Annotated in this window: 14 protein-coding genes; 7 read left to right on the top strand and 7 right to left on the bottom strand. The window is 65.7% G+C overall.

Going from position 1 to position 13429, the window contains the following annotated elements; translation table 11 throughout:
* Nucleotides 1-627, bottom strand: coding sequence for a maleylacetoacetate isomerase (gene maiA, locus RSW2DRAFT_RS01210; RefSeq protein ID WP_008027223.1), 627 nt, complete (start codon nucleotides 625-627; stop codon nucleotides 1-3).
* A complete protein-coding gene (locus RSW2DRAFT_RS01205) occupies nucleotides 624-1052 on the bottom strand; it encodes a MarR family winged helix-turn-helix transcriptional regulator (RefSeq protein ID WP_008027220.1) in 429 nt (142 codons plus the stop codon). The genes maiA and RSW2DRAFT_RS01205 overlap by 4 nt, the downstream gene beginning before the upstream one ends.
* 129 nt (nucleotides 1053-1181) lie before the next feature.
* Here RSW2DRAFT_RS01205 and RSW2DRAFT_RS01200 point away from each other — a divergent pair, with 129 nt between their 5' ends.
* The 3 genes from RSW2DRAFT_RS01200 to fahA all read left to right on the top strand — a co-directional run bounded on the left by RSW2DRAFT_RS01200 (nucleotide 1182) and on the right by fahA (nucleotide 4440).
* Nucleotides 1182-2276, top strand: coding sequence for an MFS transporter (locus tag RSW2DRAFT_RS01200; RefSeq protein ID WP_008027218.1), 1095 nt, complete (start codon nucleotides 1182-1184; stop codon nucleotides 2274-2276).
* 62 nt (nucleotides 2277-2338) lie between these two features.
* On the top strand, nucleotides 2339-3181 hold the full coding sequence (locus tag RSW2DRAFT_RS01195) for an MBL fold metallo-hydrolase (protein ID WP_008027217.1): 843 nt from the start codon (nucleotides 2339-2341) through the stop codon (nucleotides 3179-3181).
* Nucleotides 3178-4440 (top strand): fumarylacetoacetase, encoded by a 1263-nt coding sequence (gene fahA / locus RSW2DRAFT_RS01190; RefSeq protein WP_008027214.1) that lies wholly within the window; start codon nucleotides 3178-3180, stop codon nucleotides 4438-4440. Before RSW2DRAFT_RS01195 ends, fahA begins: the two co-directional genes overlap by 4 nt.
* A gap of 2 nt (nucleotides 4441-4442) precedes the next feature.
* On the opposite strand, the gene RSW2DRAFT_RS01185 is transcribed toward fahA, so the two are convergent.
* Entirely contained in the window at nucleotides 4443-5003 is a 561-nt protein-coding gene (locus RSW2DRAFT_RS01185) for a DUF2585 domain-containing protein (protein WP_008027212.1), read from the bottom strand.
* A 56-nt stretch (nucleotides 5004-5059) separates the two neighbouring features.
* Here RSW2DRAFT_RS01185 and RSW2DRAFT_RS01180 point away from each other — a divergent pair, with 56 nt between their 5' ends.
* Complete coding sequence (locus RSW2DRAFT_RS01180) at nucleotides 5060-6010, top strand: MBL fold metallo-hydrolase (protein ID WP_008027210.1); 951 nt, start codon at nucleotides 5060-5062, stop codon at nucleotides 6008-6010.
* A 73-nt stretch (nucleotides 6011-6083) separates the two neighbouring features.
* On the opposite strand, the gene RSW2DRAFT_RS01175 is transcribed toward RSW2DRAFT_RS01180, so the two are convergent.
* The 3 genes from RSW2DRAFT_RS01175 to RSW2DRAFT_RS01165 all read right to left on the bottom strand — a co-directional run bounded on the left by RSW2DRAFT_RS01175 (nucleotide 6084) and on the right by RSW2DRAFT_RS01165 (nucleotide 9748).
* Complete coding sequence (locus RSW2DRAFT_RS01175; protein WP_008027207.1) at nucleotides 6084-6812, bottom strand: metallophosphoesterase family protein; 729 nt, start codon at nucleotides 6810-6812, stop codon at nucleotides 6084-6086.
* Nucleotides 6813-6914: 102 nt separating this feature from the next.
* Entirely contained in the window at nucleotides 6915-8510 is a 1596-nt protein-coding gene (serA, locus tag RSW2DRAFT_RS01170) for a phosphoglycerate dehydrogenase (RefSeq protein WP_008027205.1), read from the bottom strand.
* Between the two features lie 92 nt (nucleotides 8511-8602).
* Nucleotides 8603-9748: a phosphoserine transaminase gene (locus RSW2DRAFT_RS01165; protein WP_008027203.1), complete on the bottom strand. Its 1146-nt coding sequence runs from the start codon at nucleotides 9746-9748 to the stop codon at nucleotides 8603-8605.
* 151 nt (nucleotides 9749-9899) lie between these two features.
* Here RSW2DRAFT_RS01165 and serB point away from each other — a divergent pair, with 151 nt between their 5' ends.
* Genes serB through RSW2DRAFT_RS01150 form a run of 3 tightly spaced genes read left to right on the top strand, consistent with a single transcriptional unit; the run spans nucleotide 9900 to nucleotide 12076 of the window.
* Nucleotides 9900-10775, top strand: coding sequence for a phosphoserine phosphatase SerB (gene serB, locus RSW2DRAFT_RS01160; RefSeq protein ID WP_008027201.1), 876 nt, complete (start codon nucleotides 9900-9902; stop codon nucleotides 10773-10775).
* Nucleotides 10772-11254: a GNAT family N-acetyltransferase gene (locus RSW2DRAFT_RS01155; protein ID WP_008027200.1), complete on the top strand. Its 483-nt coding sequence runs from the start codon at nucleotides 10772-10774 to the stop codon at nucleotides 11252-11254. Before serB ends, RSW2DRAFT_RS01155 begins: the two co-directional genes overlap by 4 nt.
* 60 nt (nucleotides 11255-11314) lie before the next feature.
* Entirely contained in the window at nucleotides 11315-12076 is a 762-nt protein-coding gene (locus RSW2DRAFT_RS01150; RefSeq protein ID WP_008027198.1) for a TSUP family transporter, read from the top strand.
* Here RSW2DRAFT_RS01150 and RSW2DRAFT_RS01145 read toward each other — a convergent pair.
* Nucleotides 12073-13428, bottom strand: a complete 1356-nt coding sequence (locus tag RSW2DRAFT_RS01145) for an aminotransferase class III-fold pyridoxal phosphate-dependent enzyme (protein WP_008027196.1) — start codon at nucleotides 13426-13428, stop codon at nucleotides 12073-12075. The two genes, RSW2DRAFT_RS01150 and RSW2DRAFT_RS01145, sit on opposite strands and share 4 nt — an antisense overlap.
* Nucleotide 13429 lies beyond the last annotated feature (1 nt).

The raw sequence follows: 13429 nt of genomic DNA, 5'->3' as shown, positions 1-13429 counted from the left end.
TTACTCCTGCGGTTTCGCGCGGTCGGGGTGGGCGGCCTGCACCGCCGGAATTTCCGCCAGATTGGCCGCGATCCTGTTGATCTGCAAAAGCGACGTTGCGTCCACCCCCCAGCGCGCGGCGTTGTAAAGCTGCGGCAGCAGGCAAATGTCGGCCAGCGTCACCGTATCGCCGTGGCAATAGCGGCCGCGCCCGTCCAGCATCGCCTCCAGCGCTGCAAGACCGCTGCCGATGAAATGCTGCATCCAGCCTTCCATGCTGATGGCCCCACCCGAGGCGTCCACCGCGTGCCGCGCCACGCGCAGGTTGCAGATGGGATGGATCTCCATCGCCACGGCATAGGCCAGGGCGCGCACCCTTGCCCGCCCGGCAGGATCGTCGGGCAGGAAACCGGCATTGCGGGTTTCATTCAGATATTCCAGGATCGCCAGCGATTGCGTCAGGGTCAGCCCGTCAATCTTCAGTGTCGGCACCAGCCCCTGCGGGTTGCGCGCAAGGTTGGCAGGGTCGCGCTGGGCGCCGGATGTCAGGTCCACCGGCACCGCCGTGTAGGGCAGCCCCAGCAGCCCCAGCCCGATCCGCACCCGATACGCAGCGGACGACCGCCAATAGTCGTAAAGCACGGTCATTCGGGGTCTTTCAGCAGGGTGGCAAGCGCCGCGCGGAACGGTGCCGCCCCGGCACCAAGCTGCGCCAGCACCTGCGCCTGATAGCGTTCCGCGATCGGCAGGATGCGCGCCACCAGATCGCGCCCCGCGTCAGTCAGCGAGATCACCACCAGCCGCCGGTCGGTGCTGTTCGCGTGTTTCTCGATCAACCCCGCCGCCTCCAGCCTTGCGGCAGCGCGGCTGATCTTGGGCTTGTCCATCTCGACCCTGGCGCAAATCTCGCGCACCGACACCGCGCCCGATTGCGCCAGATGCGCCAGCACCCGCCATTCGGCGATCGAAAGCCCGAACTCGGCCCGATACAACTCGGCAAAGCCACGGCTGACGCGCGAGGCGGCAACGGCAAGCTGATAGGGCAGAAAGGCAGACAGATCGAAGGCGGACATGGCACCGGTTCCGTGGATCGGCTTGACCATAGCTGGCGCAAACTGCCCGATTGCGCAAGCGTGATGGGGTCGCGGATTGACAGTGCCACTGGCTTGGGCGAAAGCGGCGGGCCAGACAAAGGGGCGATGATGCGTCAGATGCTGAGGGCCGAGGCCGGGTTGCTGTTTGCCGGCATGGCCACATTCGTGCTGATGGGGGCGGGGCAGTCGCTGTATGGCCCGGCCTTGCCCGCGTTTACCCGGGCCTTCGGCGTCGGGCTGTCCGAGGCGGGCTTGCTGATTTCGGCGCATTGGGTGGGGGCGGCGGTCGGGGTGACGCTGATGTTCCTGCGCGGACATTGGGCCACACCGCGGCGGGTGCTGCTGGTGATGGCGCTGGGGGCGGCGATGGTGGCGACAGGTGCCGCCTGGGGGCTGACGCTGGCAGGGGCGGTGGTGTTCGGCACCGGCTATGGCGCGGCAACGACCATCTACAACCGCCGTTTTCTGAACGCCTTTGGTGCGCGCGGCCCGGCGATGGTCGGGCAGTTGAACGCGGTTTTCGGGCTGGGGGCGATTGCGGCACCGCTGATCTTTGTGGCCTTGGGCAGCCAGCCACAGCTTTCCTACGGGCTGGTGGCGGGCCTGGCGTTGCTGGCCTTTCTGGGCGCAGGCTCCGTCAGGCCGGAGGCGCCGCCGCCGCTGGCGCATGGCCCGGGCTTCCGGCTGCGCCTTGACATTCTGGCCTTTGGCGTGGCCGCAATCGGGGTCGAGGCCAGTCTGATCGGCCTTGGTCCCACCGCTCTGATCGCGGCGGGTGAAACCGAGGCACATGCCGCACAACTGCTGTCCGCGTTCTTCGTGGCCTTTCTGGCGGCGCGGGTCGGCCTGCTGTGGCTGGCTGATGCCGTGCCTGCCTTTGCCCTGCTGGTGCTGGCGCTGTTCGGCGCCGGGCTTTGCGCGCTGGGGGCGGCCAGCTTGAGTGCGGCATGGTTCTTTGTGCCCTTGGGTGGCTTTGCCGGGCTGTTCTTTCCGCCGTTCTATGTAACCGCCGCCGCAAGGATGGGCAGCGACCCGCGGGTATCGCCCAGCATCATAGCCGCCGGGCTGATCGGCGGCATCGCGGCACCCCTGCTGATGGGCGGGTTGATGAGCTGGCTGGGTGATGGGCAGTTTTTCTGGATCATTGCCGCCTTTACCCTGAGCACCGCCGCCGCAGGCTTGCTGTCGTTGCGCCGTGCTTGACTTCGTTGCGTTTGCAACAATACTCGCCGCAAGCTGTCGCATCGCACAAACCAGGGGGTGCCATGAACCGGATCGTGCTGCTGGGCACCAAGGGCGGTCCCGGCATAAGGGCGCGCGGCGCCATGCCGACATCGACCCTGCTGGAACTGGACGGGCGGCGCATTGTCATTGATTGCGGTATCGGCGTCACCAAGGGGCTGGTCGAGGCCGGGGTTGATCTGCGCGACCTTGACCTGATCTGCATCACCCACCTCCATTCTGACCACCTGCTGGAGCTTGGCCCGCTGATCCATACCGCCTGGTGCACCGGTCTGCGTGGCGCGGTCACGGTTTACGGACCGGAAGGGATTGCAACCTATTGGGCCGGGTTTCTGGCCTCGATGGCTTATGATTGTGCCATAAGGGTGCTGGACGAGGGCCGCACCCCGCTGGCCGAACTGGTGACGGTGGTGACCTATGCCGAGGGTGTGGTGCTGGAAGGGCCGCTGCGGATCAGCGCCTTGGCTGTGCCGCATCCGCCGCTGGAAAACTGCTTTGCGCTGCGGTTTGACGGCAGCCACACGGTCACGCTGTCGGGCGACACCGCCTATTTCCCGCCCTTGGCCGCCTTTGCCGCTGGGTCCGACGTGCTGGTGCATGAGGCCATGCTGCCCGAAGGCATTGACCTGATCGTGCAGAAAACCGGCCTGGGCGAGGCCTTGCGCGCGCATCTGCATGCGGCGCATACCACGGTGGATGACGCGGCGCGGGTGGCTTCGGCGGCGGGGGTGGGGCGGCTGGTGCTGAACCACCTGATCCCGGTCGATGACCCGCGCTTTACCGCAGCCGACTGGCTGTCGCGCTGTGCCGCGCTGTGGAACGGTCCGGTCACGCTGGGCCATGATGGATTGGAGATCGCGCTGTGAGCCTGCAGAAATCCTGGGTGGAAAGCGCCAATTCCGCCACCACCGACTTTCCGCTGAACAACCTGCCCTGCGGCGTGTTCTCGGTCGGTGACGGTGATGCGCGCTGCGGTGTGGCCATTGGCGACATGATCCTGGATGTGGCGGCGCTGGAGGCGGAAGGGCTGCTGCGACTGGCTGATCACCCGGTGTTCGATGTGCCGTTCTGGAATGAACTGATGGAGCTTGGCCCCGACGCCTGGGCCGATTTTCGCAGCCAGCTGGCCGGGTTTCTGACCGAAGGCGCACCGAAGCGGTATCTGGCCGAGGATCACCTGGTGCCGCAAGCCGATGCCGTGATGCACCTGCCGTTTCTGGTGGCCGAATACACCGATTTCTATGCCGGGCGGAACCATGCCTACAACGTCGGCTCGATGTTCCGCGACCCGGCCAACGCCCTGCCGCCGAACTGGCTGCACCTGCCGATCGGCTATAACGGCCGGGCCTCGTCTGTGGTGGTGTCGGGCACCGATATCCGCCGTCCCTGGGGGCAGTTGAAACCCCATGGCGCCGACGTGCCGCAGTTCGCCCCCTCGCGCCGCTTCGATTTCGAACTGGAGGTTGGCGCTGTGGTCGGCACCGCCAGCGAGGGCATGGTGTCGGTGGCGGCGGCGGATGCGATGATCTTTGGTTATGTGCTGCTGAACGACTGGTCGGCGCGGGATATTCAGGCTTGGGAGTATCAGCCGCTGGGGCCGTTTCAGGCCAAGGCCACCGCGACGACCATCAGCCCCTGGATCGTGATGCGGGCGGCGCTGGAGCCATTCCGCAAGCCGACACCGCCGCGCGAGGTGCTGCTGCTGCCCTACCTTACCGAACCCGGCCCGCTGCTTTACGACATTGCGCTGGAGGTGGGTCTTGCCCCCGCAGGCCAGCCCGAAACCGTGATCAGCCGCAGCAACATGACCGCGCTTTACTACGCCCCGGCGCAGCAGCTTTGCCACCACACCACCTCGGGCTGCCCGATGACGGTGGGCGATCTGCTGGGCTCTGGCACGATTTCAGGCGCGGAGAAGGACAGCCGTGGCAGCCTGCTGGAACTGTCCTGGGGTGGGAAAGAGCCGATCACCTTGGGCACCGGCGAAAGCCGCAGCTTCATCGAGGATGGCGATACCGTCACTCTGCGCGGTGCAGCCATCGGCGCGGGCTATCGCATCGGTTTCGGGGAATGTTCCGGCACGCTGATCGCCGCCCATGCCGACCCGATTGGTGCGGGGCGATGAGGCTAAAGCCCGCCCTGCCAGACGCGCACCGCGTCCAGCGGATACAGCAGCATCAGCACGTTCAGCGCCAGCCCGTCGCGGATGATGAAGGCCGTCAACACCTCGAAGCCGATCACCAGCGCCACGCTGGCCCAGACCGGGATCACCCGTGCCAGATGGAAGCCGATGATCATCGCCAGAATGTCGGAAACCGAATTGACCACCGAGTCGCCAAAGTAATCCAGCGAGATCGTCACCGCCCGATACCGCTCGATGATGAAGCTGGAGTTTTCCACCATCTCCCAGCCTGCCTCGACCACCGTGGCAATGACCAGCCGCCAGCCGAACGGCACCCGCCGCGCCACCAGCCACAGCGCGCCATAGAACAGCAACCCGTGCAGCAGGTGCGAGGGCGTGTACCAATCAGCGATGTGCTGCGAGTTCTCCGAACTCATGGTATCGCCGTGCCAGAGCTTGATATAGCCGCAGGTGCACCACGGCACCCGGCCCGCCCACAACAGGTAAGCTACCGCCAGCAGAATGATGGCCAGAACGATCAGATAAGGCAGGCGTTTGTTGCGCATGACCGCGACGGAATCACATCGCGCGGGCTGCGTCCACAGAATTGAGAGGGAAATCCATGGCCAAGACATTCGCATCGCAGGGCGATCTGGCGGAAAAGCACACCAGCTTCACCGAGGTGGGCGACGGGGTTTACGCCTTCACCGCCGAGGGCGACCCCAATTCCGGCGTGATCATCGGTGACGAGTCCGTGATGGTGATCGAGGCGCAGGCCACACCACGGCTGGCGCGCAAGGTGATCGACTGCGTCCGGTCTGTTACCGACAAGCCGATCAGCCATCTGGTGCTGACGCATTACCACGCGGTGCGGGTGCTTGGGGCCAGTGCCTATGGTGCGCCGCAGGTCATCATGTCGGACGCCGCCCGCGCCATGGTGGTGGAACGCGGGCAGGAGGATTGGGACAGCGAGTTTGGCCGCTTTCCCCGGCTGTTTCAGGGGCATGAGGAAATTCCGGGCCTGACCTGGCCGACAACGACGTTCTCCGACAGCATGACCGTGTATCTGGGCAAGCGCCGTGTCGATATCATGCAGCTTGGCCGCGCACATACCGCGGGCGATGCCGTGGTCTGGCTGCCCGATGCCGAGGTGATGTTTACCGGCGATATCGTCGAGTACCACTCGGCCTGCTATTGCGGCGACGGGCATTTTGCCGATTGGGCCGGAACGCTGGCCAATATTGCCGGTTTCGAACCGGTGGCGATTGCGCCGGGGCGCGGCGATGCGCTGCTGGGGCGGGCGCGGGTGGCCGAAGCCATCGCCAACACCGCGGATTTTGTGGAAAGCACGTATCGCCCGGTGGCGAAGGTGGCGGCGCGGGGTGGCAGTCTGAAGGAAGCGTGGGATTCGGCTCGGGCGGTCTGCGACCCGAAATTCGGCGCCTATGCGATCTATGAGCATTGCCTGCCCTTCAACATCGCCCGCGCTTATGACGAGGCCCGCGGCATCGACACGCCGCGGATCTGGACCGCCGAACGCGACCGCGAGATGTGGGCGGCGTTGCAGGGTTAAAGGCCGCTCATCCGCCCTGACAGGCGTCTTCGCTGGGTTCCGCGATGAGCGCGCGGCGCGCGGGAAGAGCGCCTCAGGGATGGATCGCGATCCGCCCGGCTTCGGTCAGGTGGAACACGTCTCGGCCCTCGATCACCACCGCCGACAATGGCCCGCCATAGGCCGCCGAACTGTCGATGTTCAGCCGGTTGCCGTAATGGGTGGGGGTGTCGATGGCGGTGTGGCCATGCACGACCAATGCGCCATGGTCGCGGGTGTCCGACAGGAACGGCTCGCGGATCCACACAAGGTCGGTTTCGGTCTGATCTTGCAGTGCAACGCCGGGGCGGATACCGGCATGGACGAAGATCGCGTCACCGCGTTGATAGCTGGTGGGGAGGGCTGCCAGAAACGCCCGGTGGGATGCGGGAACGGCGGCAATGGCTTCGCGGGCCAGGGGTGCCAGTGGCCGCTCGCCTGCGTTCTTCACCCCATAGGACGCGAGGGTCTGCACCCCGCCGAGCCTAGGGTGCAGCCAGGAGAATTCCGACCGCAGGCCGGGGTCTTGCGCGGTGTAGTCGGTCAGATACAGCGCGAACATCCGGTCGTGGTTGCCTTTCAGCACCACCCAATCCTCGCCTCTGGCAAATCCAGTCATCAGGAAATCCACCACGCCGCGGCTGTCGGGGCCGCGGTCCACCAGATCGCCGATATGGACGATGGGGGCGCTGCCATGCCGGGCTTGATCGGCGGCGATGCGGTCATGCAGGCGCATGAGCTGGTCGAGGTGGCCGTGGATGTCGCCGATGGCATAGGTATGCATGCGGGGTCCGGGGTTGGGAAAAGGCCGGGGGCGCTGCCCCCGGACCCCCGGGATATTTGGGCAAAGGTGAAAGGGCAAGAGGTTGTCTTGCCCCTTGCCGGTTCAGGCCACGTCGAATTCCAGGGCTTTCACCTGCTGGAACAGGCCGGTGGATTCCAGCGTGTCGACGACTTTGGGGTCGATGCGCTGGTCGAGGTAGAGGATGGCGATGGCGTCCTGGCCGACGCCGGAACGGCCAAGGGTGAAGTTGGCGATGTTGACGCTGTTCTTGCCCATGGTCATGCCCAGCAGGCCGATGATGCCCGGCACGTCCTCGTTGGTGGTGTAAAGCATGTGGCGGCCGATTTCGGCGTCGATGTTGATGCCCTTGATCTGGATGAACCGCGGTTTGCCATCCGAGAAGCAGGTGCCCGCCACCGACCGCTCGCGGGTGTCGGTGACCATGGTGACCTTGATGAAGGCATCAAAAGTGCCGGTCTTTTCCTGACGGGTGGTCGAGATCTGGATACCGCGTTCCTTGGCGATGATCGGGGCCGAGACCAGGTTCACGTCGGGGTTCGAGGCTTTCATCACGCCCGCGATCACCGCGCAGTTCAGCGCGGCCAGGTTCATCTCGGCCACGCTGCCATCATACAGGATGTTGATGGCCTTGATCGGCTCTTCGGTCATCTGGCCGATGAAGGCACCAAGGTGGGCGGCAAGCTTGATCCAGGGGCCCATCACCGCGGCTTCCTCGGCGGTGACCGAGGGCATGTTCAGCGCGTTCTGCACGGCACCCGTCAGCAGGAAGTCCGACATCTGTTCGGCCACCTGCAGCGCCACGTTTTCCTGCGCTTCCGATGTGGAGGCGCCAAGATGCGGCGTGCAGACCACGTTGGGCATGTTGAACAGCGGGCTTTCGGTGGCCGGTTCGGTTTCGAACACGTCAAGGGCGGCGGCGGCGACCTGGCCGGATTTCAGCGCATCGACCAGGGCTGCCTCGTCGATCAGCCCGCCACGGGCGCAGTTGATGATGCGCACGCCCTTCTTGGTCTTCGCCAGATTTTCGCGGCTGAGGATGTTCCGGGTCTTGTCGGTCAGCGGCACATGCAGGGTAATGAAATCGGCGCGGGCCAGCAGGTCTTCCAGTTCGACCTTGGTCACGCCCAGATGCTTGGCGCGTTCATCCGACAGGAAGGGGTCGTAGGCGATGACCTTCATCTTCAGCCCGACCGCGCGGTCGCAGACGATGCCGCCGATGTTGCCGGCACCGATGACGCCGAGGGTCTTGTTGAACAACTCCACCCCCATGAAGCGCGACTTTTCCCACTTGCCGGCGTGGGTCGAGGCGTTGGCCTCGGGCAGTTGGCGGGCGGCGGCGAACATCATGGCGATGGCATGTTCGGCGGTGGTGATCGAGTTGCCGAACGGCGTGTTCATCACGATCACGCCCTTGCGCGAGGCGGCGGGGATATCGACGTTGTCGACGCCGATGCCGGCGCGGGCGACGACTTTCAGCCGGGTGGCGTTTTCCAGCAGCTTTTCGGTGACCTTGGTGGCGGAACGGATGGCGAGGCCATCGTATTGGCCGATGATTTCGGCCAGCTTTTCCTTGTCCTTGCCGAGTTTCGGCATGTAATCGACCTCGACACCACGGTCGCGGAAGATCTGCACGGCGGTTTCGGAAAGCTCATCGGAAACGAGAACGCGGGGGGCCATGATGGACTCCTTGTGAAATGGGGGGGCTCATCGGTCCCTGCCGGTCCCTTTTCGCAGCGCGAAGAGGCCGGTCAGGGCCGATGAGCAACGGGTCAGATTGCGGCGATTTCGGACTGGAACGCCCAGTCGAGCCAGGGCATCAGGGCTGCGACATCGGCGGTTTCCACCGTCGAGCCGCACCAGATGCGCAGGCCGGCCGGGGCATCGCGGTAGGCGCCGATGTCATAGGCAACGCCCGCCTTTTCCAGCCGCTTGGCCACGGCCTTGGCAAACGCCTCGCCGTCCTTGATGCGCGGGTCGGCGAATTTCAGGCAGACGCTCGTCGTGGACGCAATCGCCGGGGTTTCCGCCAGATTGGCCAGCCAGGGGTTTGCGGCGCAGAAATCCCACACCACCTGCGCGTTGGCGGCAGCCCGGTCCACCAGGCCTTTCAGCCCGCCCACCGATTTCGCCCATTTCAGCGACACCAGATAATCTTCCACCGCCAGCATCGACGGGGTGTTGATGGTCTCGCCGACGAAAATGCCCTCGATCAGCTTGCCCTTGGCGGTCAGCCGGAAGATCTTCGGCAGCGGCCAGGCGGGGGTATGGGTTTCCAGCCGTTCCACCGCGCGCGGCGACAGGATCAGCATGCCATGCGCGCCCTCGCCACCCAGCACCTTCTGCCAGGAGAACGTCACCACATCCAGCTTGTCCCACGGCAGGTCCATCGCAAAGGCCGCCGAGGTGGCGTCGCAGATCGTCAGACCGGCACGATCCGCGGGGATCGCATCGCCATTCGGCAGGCGGCAGCCCGAGGTGGTGCCGTTCCAGGTGAACACCACGTCCTTGTCGAAATCCACCGTGGCGAAATCGACGATCTGGCCGTAGGGCGCCTTCTTGACCACCGCATCCAGCTTCAACTGCTTGACCACATCGGTCACCCAGCCTTCGCCAAAGCTTTCCCAGGACAGCATCTCCACCGGCCGCGCACCCAGCAGCGACCACAGCGCCATCTCCACAGCCCCGGTATCCGAGCCGGGAACGATGCCGATCCGGTAATCCGCCGGCACGCCCAGAATCTCGCGCGTCAGGTCAATCGCTTCCTTCAGCTTGTTCTTGCCCACAGCAGCGCGATGCGAGCGGCCCAAGGGCGCGTCTTCCAACATCGACAGCGTGTATCCGGGGATTTTGGCGCAGGGGCCGGAGGAAAAGCGCGGGTTTGCCGGGCGCGCAGCCGGGGTCTTCAGATCAGACATGGTATCCTTCCAGATAAATGCCCCCCGGTGGGGAGGGGTGTCCCGCCGTTGCATCTACTGGCGGTTGCGCACTGGCACAAGCCGGAAAACTGCCGTAAAGCGGCATCCAAGACGGAAAAAACGACGCACCCCTCCACTATCGGAAACTTCGATGTTCACAGCCACCCTGCTGACCAACCCCGCCCGCCCGATCCTCGACCGTGAAACCGTGGAAAGCTTGCGCAATGCCTGGGGTGGCGGCGAGGCGGTCTGGCTGGACCCCGGTGTGGCCGCCGAGATTGCCTTGCCGGTGCTGCCCGAGAACCGTTGGCAGGTGTGGCAGGACTTGCAGGCGATGCAGATCGACCTGGTGCTGCAACCCAAGGCCGGGCGGCACAAGAAACTGCTGCTGGCCGACATGGACAGCACGATGATCCAGCAGGAGTGCATCGACGAGCTGGCCGACGAGGCCGGGGTGGGCGCTTATGTTGCCGGTATCACCGCCCGCGCGATGAATGGCGAGCTGGATTTCGAATCGGCGCTGCGCGAGCGGGTCGGCCTGCTGAAAGGCCTGCCGGAATCGGTGATTGCGCAGGTGCTGCGCGACCGCATCACCCTGATGCCGGGGGGCCGCGAACTGGTGGCCACGATGAAGGCCAATGGCGCGCGGGCGGCGCTGGTCTCGGGCGGCTTTACCGCCTTCACCGGGCCGGTGGCGGCGATGCTGGGTTTTGACGAGAACCGCGCCAACACCCTGCATGTGCAAGGTGGCAAGCTGACCGGCACCGTGGCCGAGCCGATCCTGGGCCGCGAGGCGAAGATGCGGGCGTTGCAGGAGATTGCCGCCGACATGGGGATTTCGCATGCCGAGGTGATGGCGGTGGGCGATGGTGCCAATGATCTGGGGATGCTGGGGCTGGCCGGGGCCGGGGTGGCGCTGCACGCCAAGCCCAGCGTCGCCGCGCAATGCGACATCCGCATCAACCACGGCGATCTGACGGCGCTGCTGTATATTCAGGGCTTTGGCCGGGAAGATTTCGTCGCATGATCGTGCGGGCGGCGGTGCTGGCCGATGCCCCGGCGATGGCGGCGCTGCTGAACCGCATCATCGACATCGGTGGCACCACGGCGCATGAAATCCCGTTGACCGAGGCGCAGGTGGCGCAGCATTACATCAGCGGCCCGGCGGTGATCTGCTGCCATGTGGCGGAAGGCGCTGGGCAGGTGATCGGCTTTCAATCGCTGGACCGCCACCCCGGCTTGCCCGACGGCTGGGGCGATATCGGCACCTTCGTATCCCCCGATCTGCAACGCAGCGGCGCTGGGGCCGCGCTGTTTGCCGCGACCTGTGCGGCGGCAAAGGCGGCTGGGGTCGCGGTGATCAACGCCACCATCCGCGCCGACAATGCGCCGGGGCTGGGCTATTACGCGCGCCGCGGTTTCACCGATTACGCCACTGACCCGGCGTTTGCGCTGCGCGACGGCACCCGAGTCGGTCGCATCAGCCGCCGCTTCGATCTGGCCTGAGCCGGGGTTTACTTCCCGCGCCGCAGCCCCGATGAAGGCCTGCCCAATCCCCGGTCCCGCATGTTCGAAGTCAGCCTGCACCTTGCCACCCTGCTGACCCTTGCCGCCTTTGCCGCGGGGTTCGTTGACGCCATTGCCGGCGGTGGCGGGCTGATCACTCTGCCGGCGCTGTTGCTGGCCGGGGCCTCGCCGTTGCAGGCGCTGTCCACCAACAAGGTGCAGGGCACTTTTGGTGCTGCGACGGCGGCGGTGACCTATGCTATGGCCGGCCGGGTCGATCTGCGCCAGCAACTCGGTGCCGCCGCGGTGGCGCTGGCGGCGGGGGCTGCGGGGGCGGCGCTGGCCGGGCTGGTGCCGACCGAAGGCCTGCGGCTGGCGCTGCCGGTGATCCTGATCGGCATCGCCGGGTTTTTTGCCTTCAAGAAGGGGCTGTCCGACGACGACCGCGCCCGCCGCATTTCGCCCACTGCTTTCACCGCCTTCGTGGTGCCACTGATCGGCGGCTATGACGGGCTGATCGGGCCGGGGGCGGGGGCGTTCTACATGATCGGCTTTGTGGTGCTGGCGGGGCATGGCGTGCTGAAGGCCACGGCGCATACCAAGCTGCTGAACTTCGCCTCCAACCTCGGCGCGCTGGCGGTGTTTGCCGCCTATGGCGCGCCGTGGTGGGGCATCGGGCTGGCCATGGGCGTGGCGCAGATCGCGGGCGCAAGGGTTGGCGCGCGGTTGGCCATGCGGATCGGCGCGCGGGTGATCAAGCCCTTGCTGGTGGCCACCTCGACCCTGCTGGCGTTGCGGCTGCTTTGGCAGATGCTGGGTTAAACCAACGCGGAAAACCCGGCCTCAAGTGCTGCCAGAATCACCTGCACATCCGCCGAGGTCAGCACCAACGGTGGCGACAGGATGATGTTCGGCCCCGACACCCGTACCATCGCACCCGCCCGGTAGGCGGCTTCCTGCACCCGCCCCGGCACCGCCTTGTCGGCGGGTTTCTTGCTGGCACGATCCGCCACTAGCTCCAGCGCATGCATCAGCCCATGGCCGCCGCGCACATCGCCGATCACCTCGAACCGTGCCTGCAAGGCCAGTAAGCCTGCGTGCATCTCGGCCCCGCGCGCTGCCGCATTGTCCTTGACATTCAACCGCTTGGTCTCGGCCAGACAGGCCAATGCCGCAGCCGCCCCGACCGGATGGCCGGAATAGGTATAGCCATGGCCGATGGCGGCGCGACCGCTGGTATCGCCCTCGAACACCTGCGCGAAGGCCTCCGAGATCATCACCGCGCCGAACGGGAAATAGCCGTTGGTGATGGCCTTGGCGGTGCAGGCAAGGTCGGGCTGCACGCCCCAAAGCCGACTTCCCGACCACGCCCCGGTGCGGCCGAAAGCGGTGATCACCTCGTCGGCAATCAGCAAAATCCCATGCCGCGAGCAAATCTCGCGCACCCCCGGCATGAAGCTGGCATGCGGCGGAATCACCCCACCGGCGCCCAGGATCGGCTCCATGATGAAGGCGGCGATGGTGCCCGCCCCCTGAAAGGCAATCTCGTCCTCCAAAGCCGCCAGACACAACTGCGCCAGCCGCGCCGGATCGGCTTCGTTGAAGGGATTGCGGTAGGTGTAGGGCGCGGGCACATGGAAACAGCCGGGCAGCAGCGGCTCATACATCGTGCGGAAATTGGCGTTGCCGTTGACGCTTGCCGCGCCGGTATGGGTGCCGTGGTAGCCCTTCTTCAGGCTGAGGTATTTGACCCGGCCGGCCTCGCCGCGGATCTTGTGATACTGCCGCGCCAGCCGAAGTGCTGTTTCCACCGAATCGCCGCCGCCACTGGTGAAGAACGCCCGCGCCAGCCCGTCGGGGGCAAAGAAATCGCGCAATTCCTCGGCCAGTTCGATCACCGCGTCGTTGCTGGTGCCGCGGAAGATCGAATAGTAGGGCAGGCGGTCCAGTTGCGCCGCAATCGCCGCCTTCACCGGGGCGCAGGAATAGCCCAGATTGACGTTCCACAGCCCACCGACCGCATCCACCACCTCGTGCCCGTCCACATCGCGGATGCGCACGCCATGCGCCTCGGTGATGATGGTGGGCGGGCTGTTCAGACTGTCGGCAGGCGCCGTCATCGGGTGCCACAGGCTGCGGGCGTTGTTGGCTTTCAGGTAGTTACCGTCTTTCATG

This window comes from Rhodobacter ferrooxidans, assembly GCF_000176015.1.
Classification (GTDB): domain Bacteria; phylum Pseudomonadota; class Alphaproteobacteria; order Rhodobacterales; family Rhodobacteraceae; genus Pseudorhodobacter_B; species Pseudorhodobacter_B ferrooxidans.
Note: the sequence above shows the minus strand (reverse complement) of the source record. Positions and strands in the feature narration are given on the sequence as shown.

Bases quoted from the DNA above. Each gene is read 5' to 3' on its own strand.
- maiA (WP_008027223.1), bottom strand. From the start codon at position 627: ATGACCGTGCTTTACGACTATTGGCGGTCGTCCGCTGCGTATCGGGTG.
- RSW2DRAFT_RS01205 (WP_008027220.1), bottom strand. From the start codon at position 1,052: ATGTCCGCCTTCGATCTGTCTGCCTTTCTGCCCTATCAGCTTGCCGTT.
- RSW2DRAFT_RS01200 (WP_008027218.1), top strand. From the start codon at position 1,182: ATGCGTCAGATGCTGAGGGCCGAGGCCGGGTTGCTGTTTGCCGGCATG.
- RSW2DRAFT_RS01195 (WP_008027217.1), top strand. From the start codon at position 2,339: ATGAACCGGATCGTGCTGCTGGGCACCAAGGGCGGTCCCGGCATAAGG.
- RSW2DRAFT_RS01185 (WP_008027212.1), bottom strand. From the start codon at position 5,003: ATGCGCAACAAACGCCTGCCTTATCTGATCGTTCTGGCCATCATTCTG.
- RSW2DRAFT_RS01180 (WP_008027210.1), top strand. From the start codon at position 5,060: ATGGCCAAGACATTCGCATCGCAGGGCGATCTGGCGGAAAAGCACACC.
- RSW2DRAFT_RS01175 (WP_008027207.1), bottom strand. From the start codon at position 6,812: ATGCATACCTATGCCATCGGCGACATCCACGGCCACCTCGACCAGCTC.
- serA (WP_008027205.1), bottom strand. From the start codon at position 8,510: ATGGCCCCCCGCGTTCTCGTTTCCGATGAGCTTTCCGAAACCGCCGTG.
- RSW2DRAFT_RS01165 (WP_008027203.1), bottom strand. From the start codon at position 9,748: ATGTCTGATCTGAAGACCCCGGCTGCGCGCCCGGCAAACCCGCGCTTT.
- serB (WP_008027201.1), top strand. From the start codon at position 9,900: ATGTTCACAGCCACCCTGCTGACCAACCCCGCCCGCCCGATCCTCGAC.
- RSW2DRAFT_RS01155 (WP_008027200.1), top strand. From the start codon at position 10,772: ATGATCGTGCGGGCGGCGGTGCTGGCCGATGCCCCGGCGATGGCGGCG.
- RSW2DRAFT_RS01150 (WP_008027198.1), top strand. From the start codon at position 11,315: ATGTTCGAAGTCAGCCTGCACCTTGCCACCCTGCTGACCCTTGCCGCC.
- RSW2DRAFT_RS01145 (WP_008027196.1), bottom strand. From the start codon at position 13,428: ATGAAAGACGGTAACTACCTGAAAGCCAACAACGCCCGCAGCCTGTGG.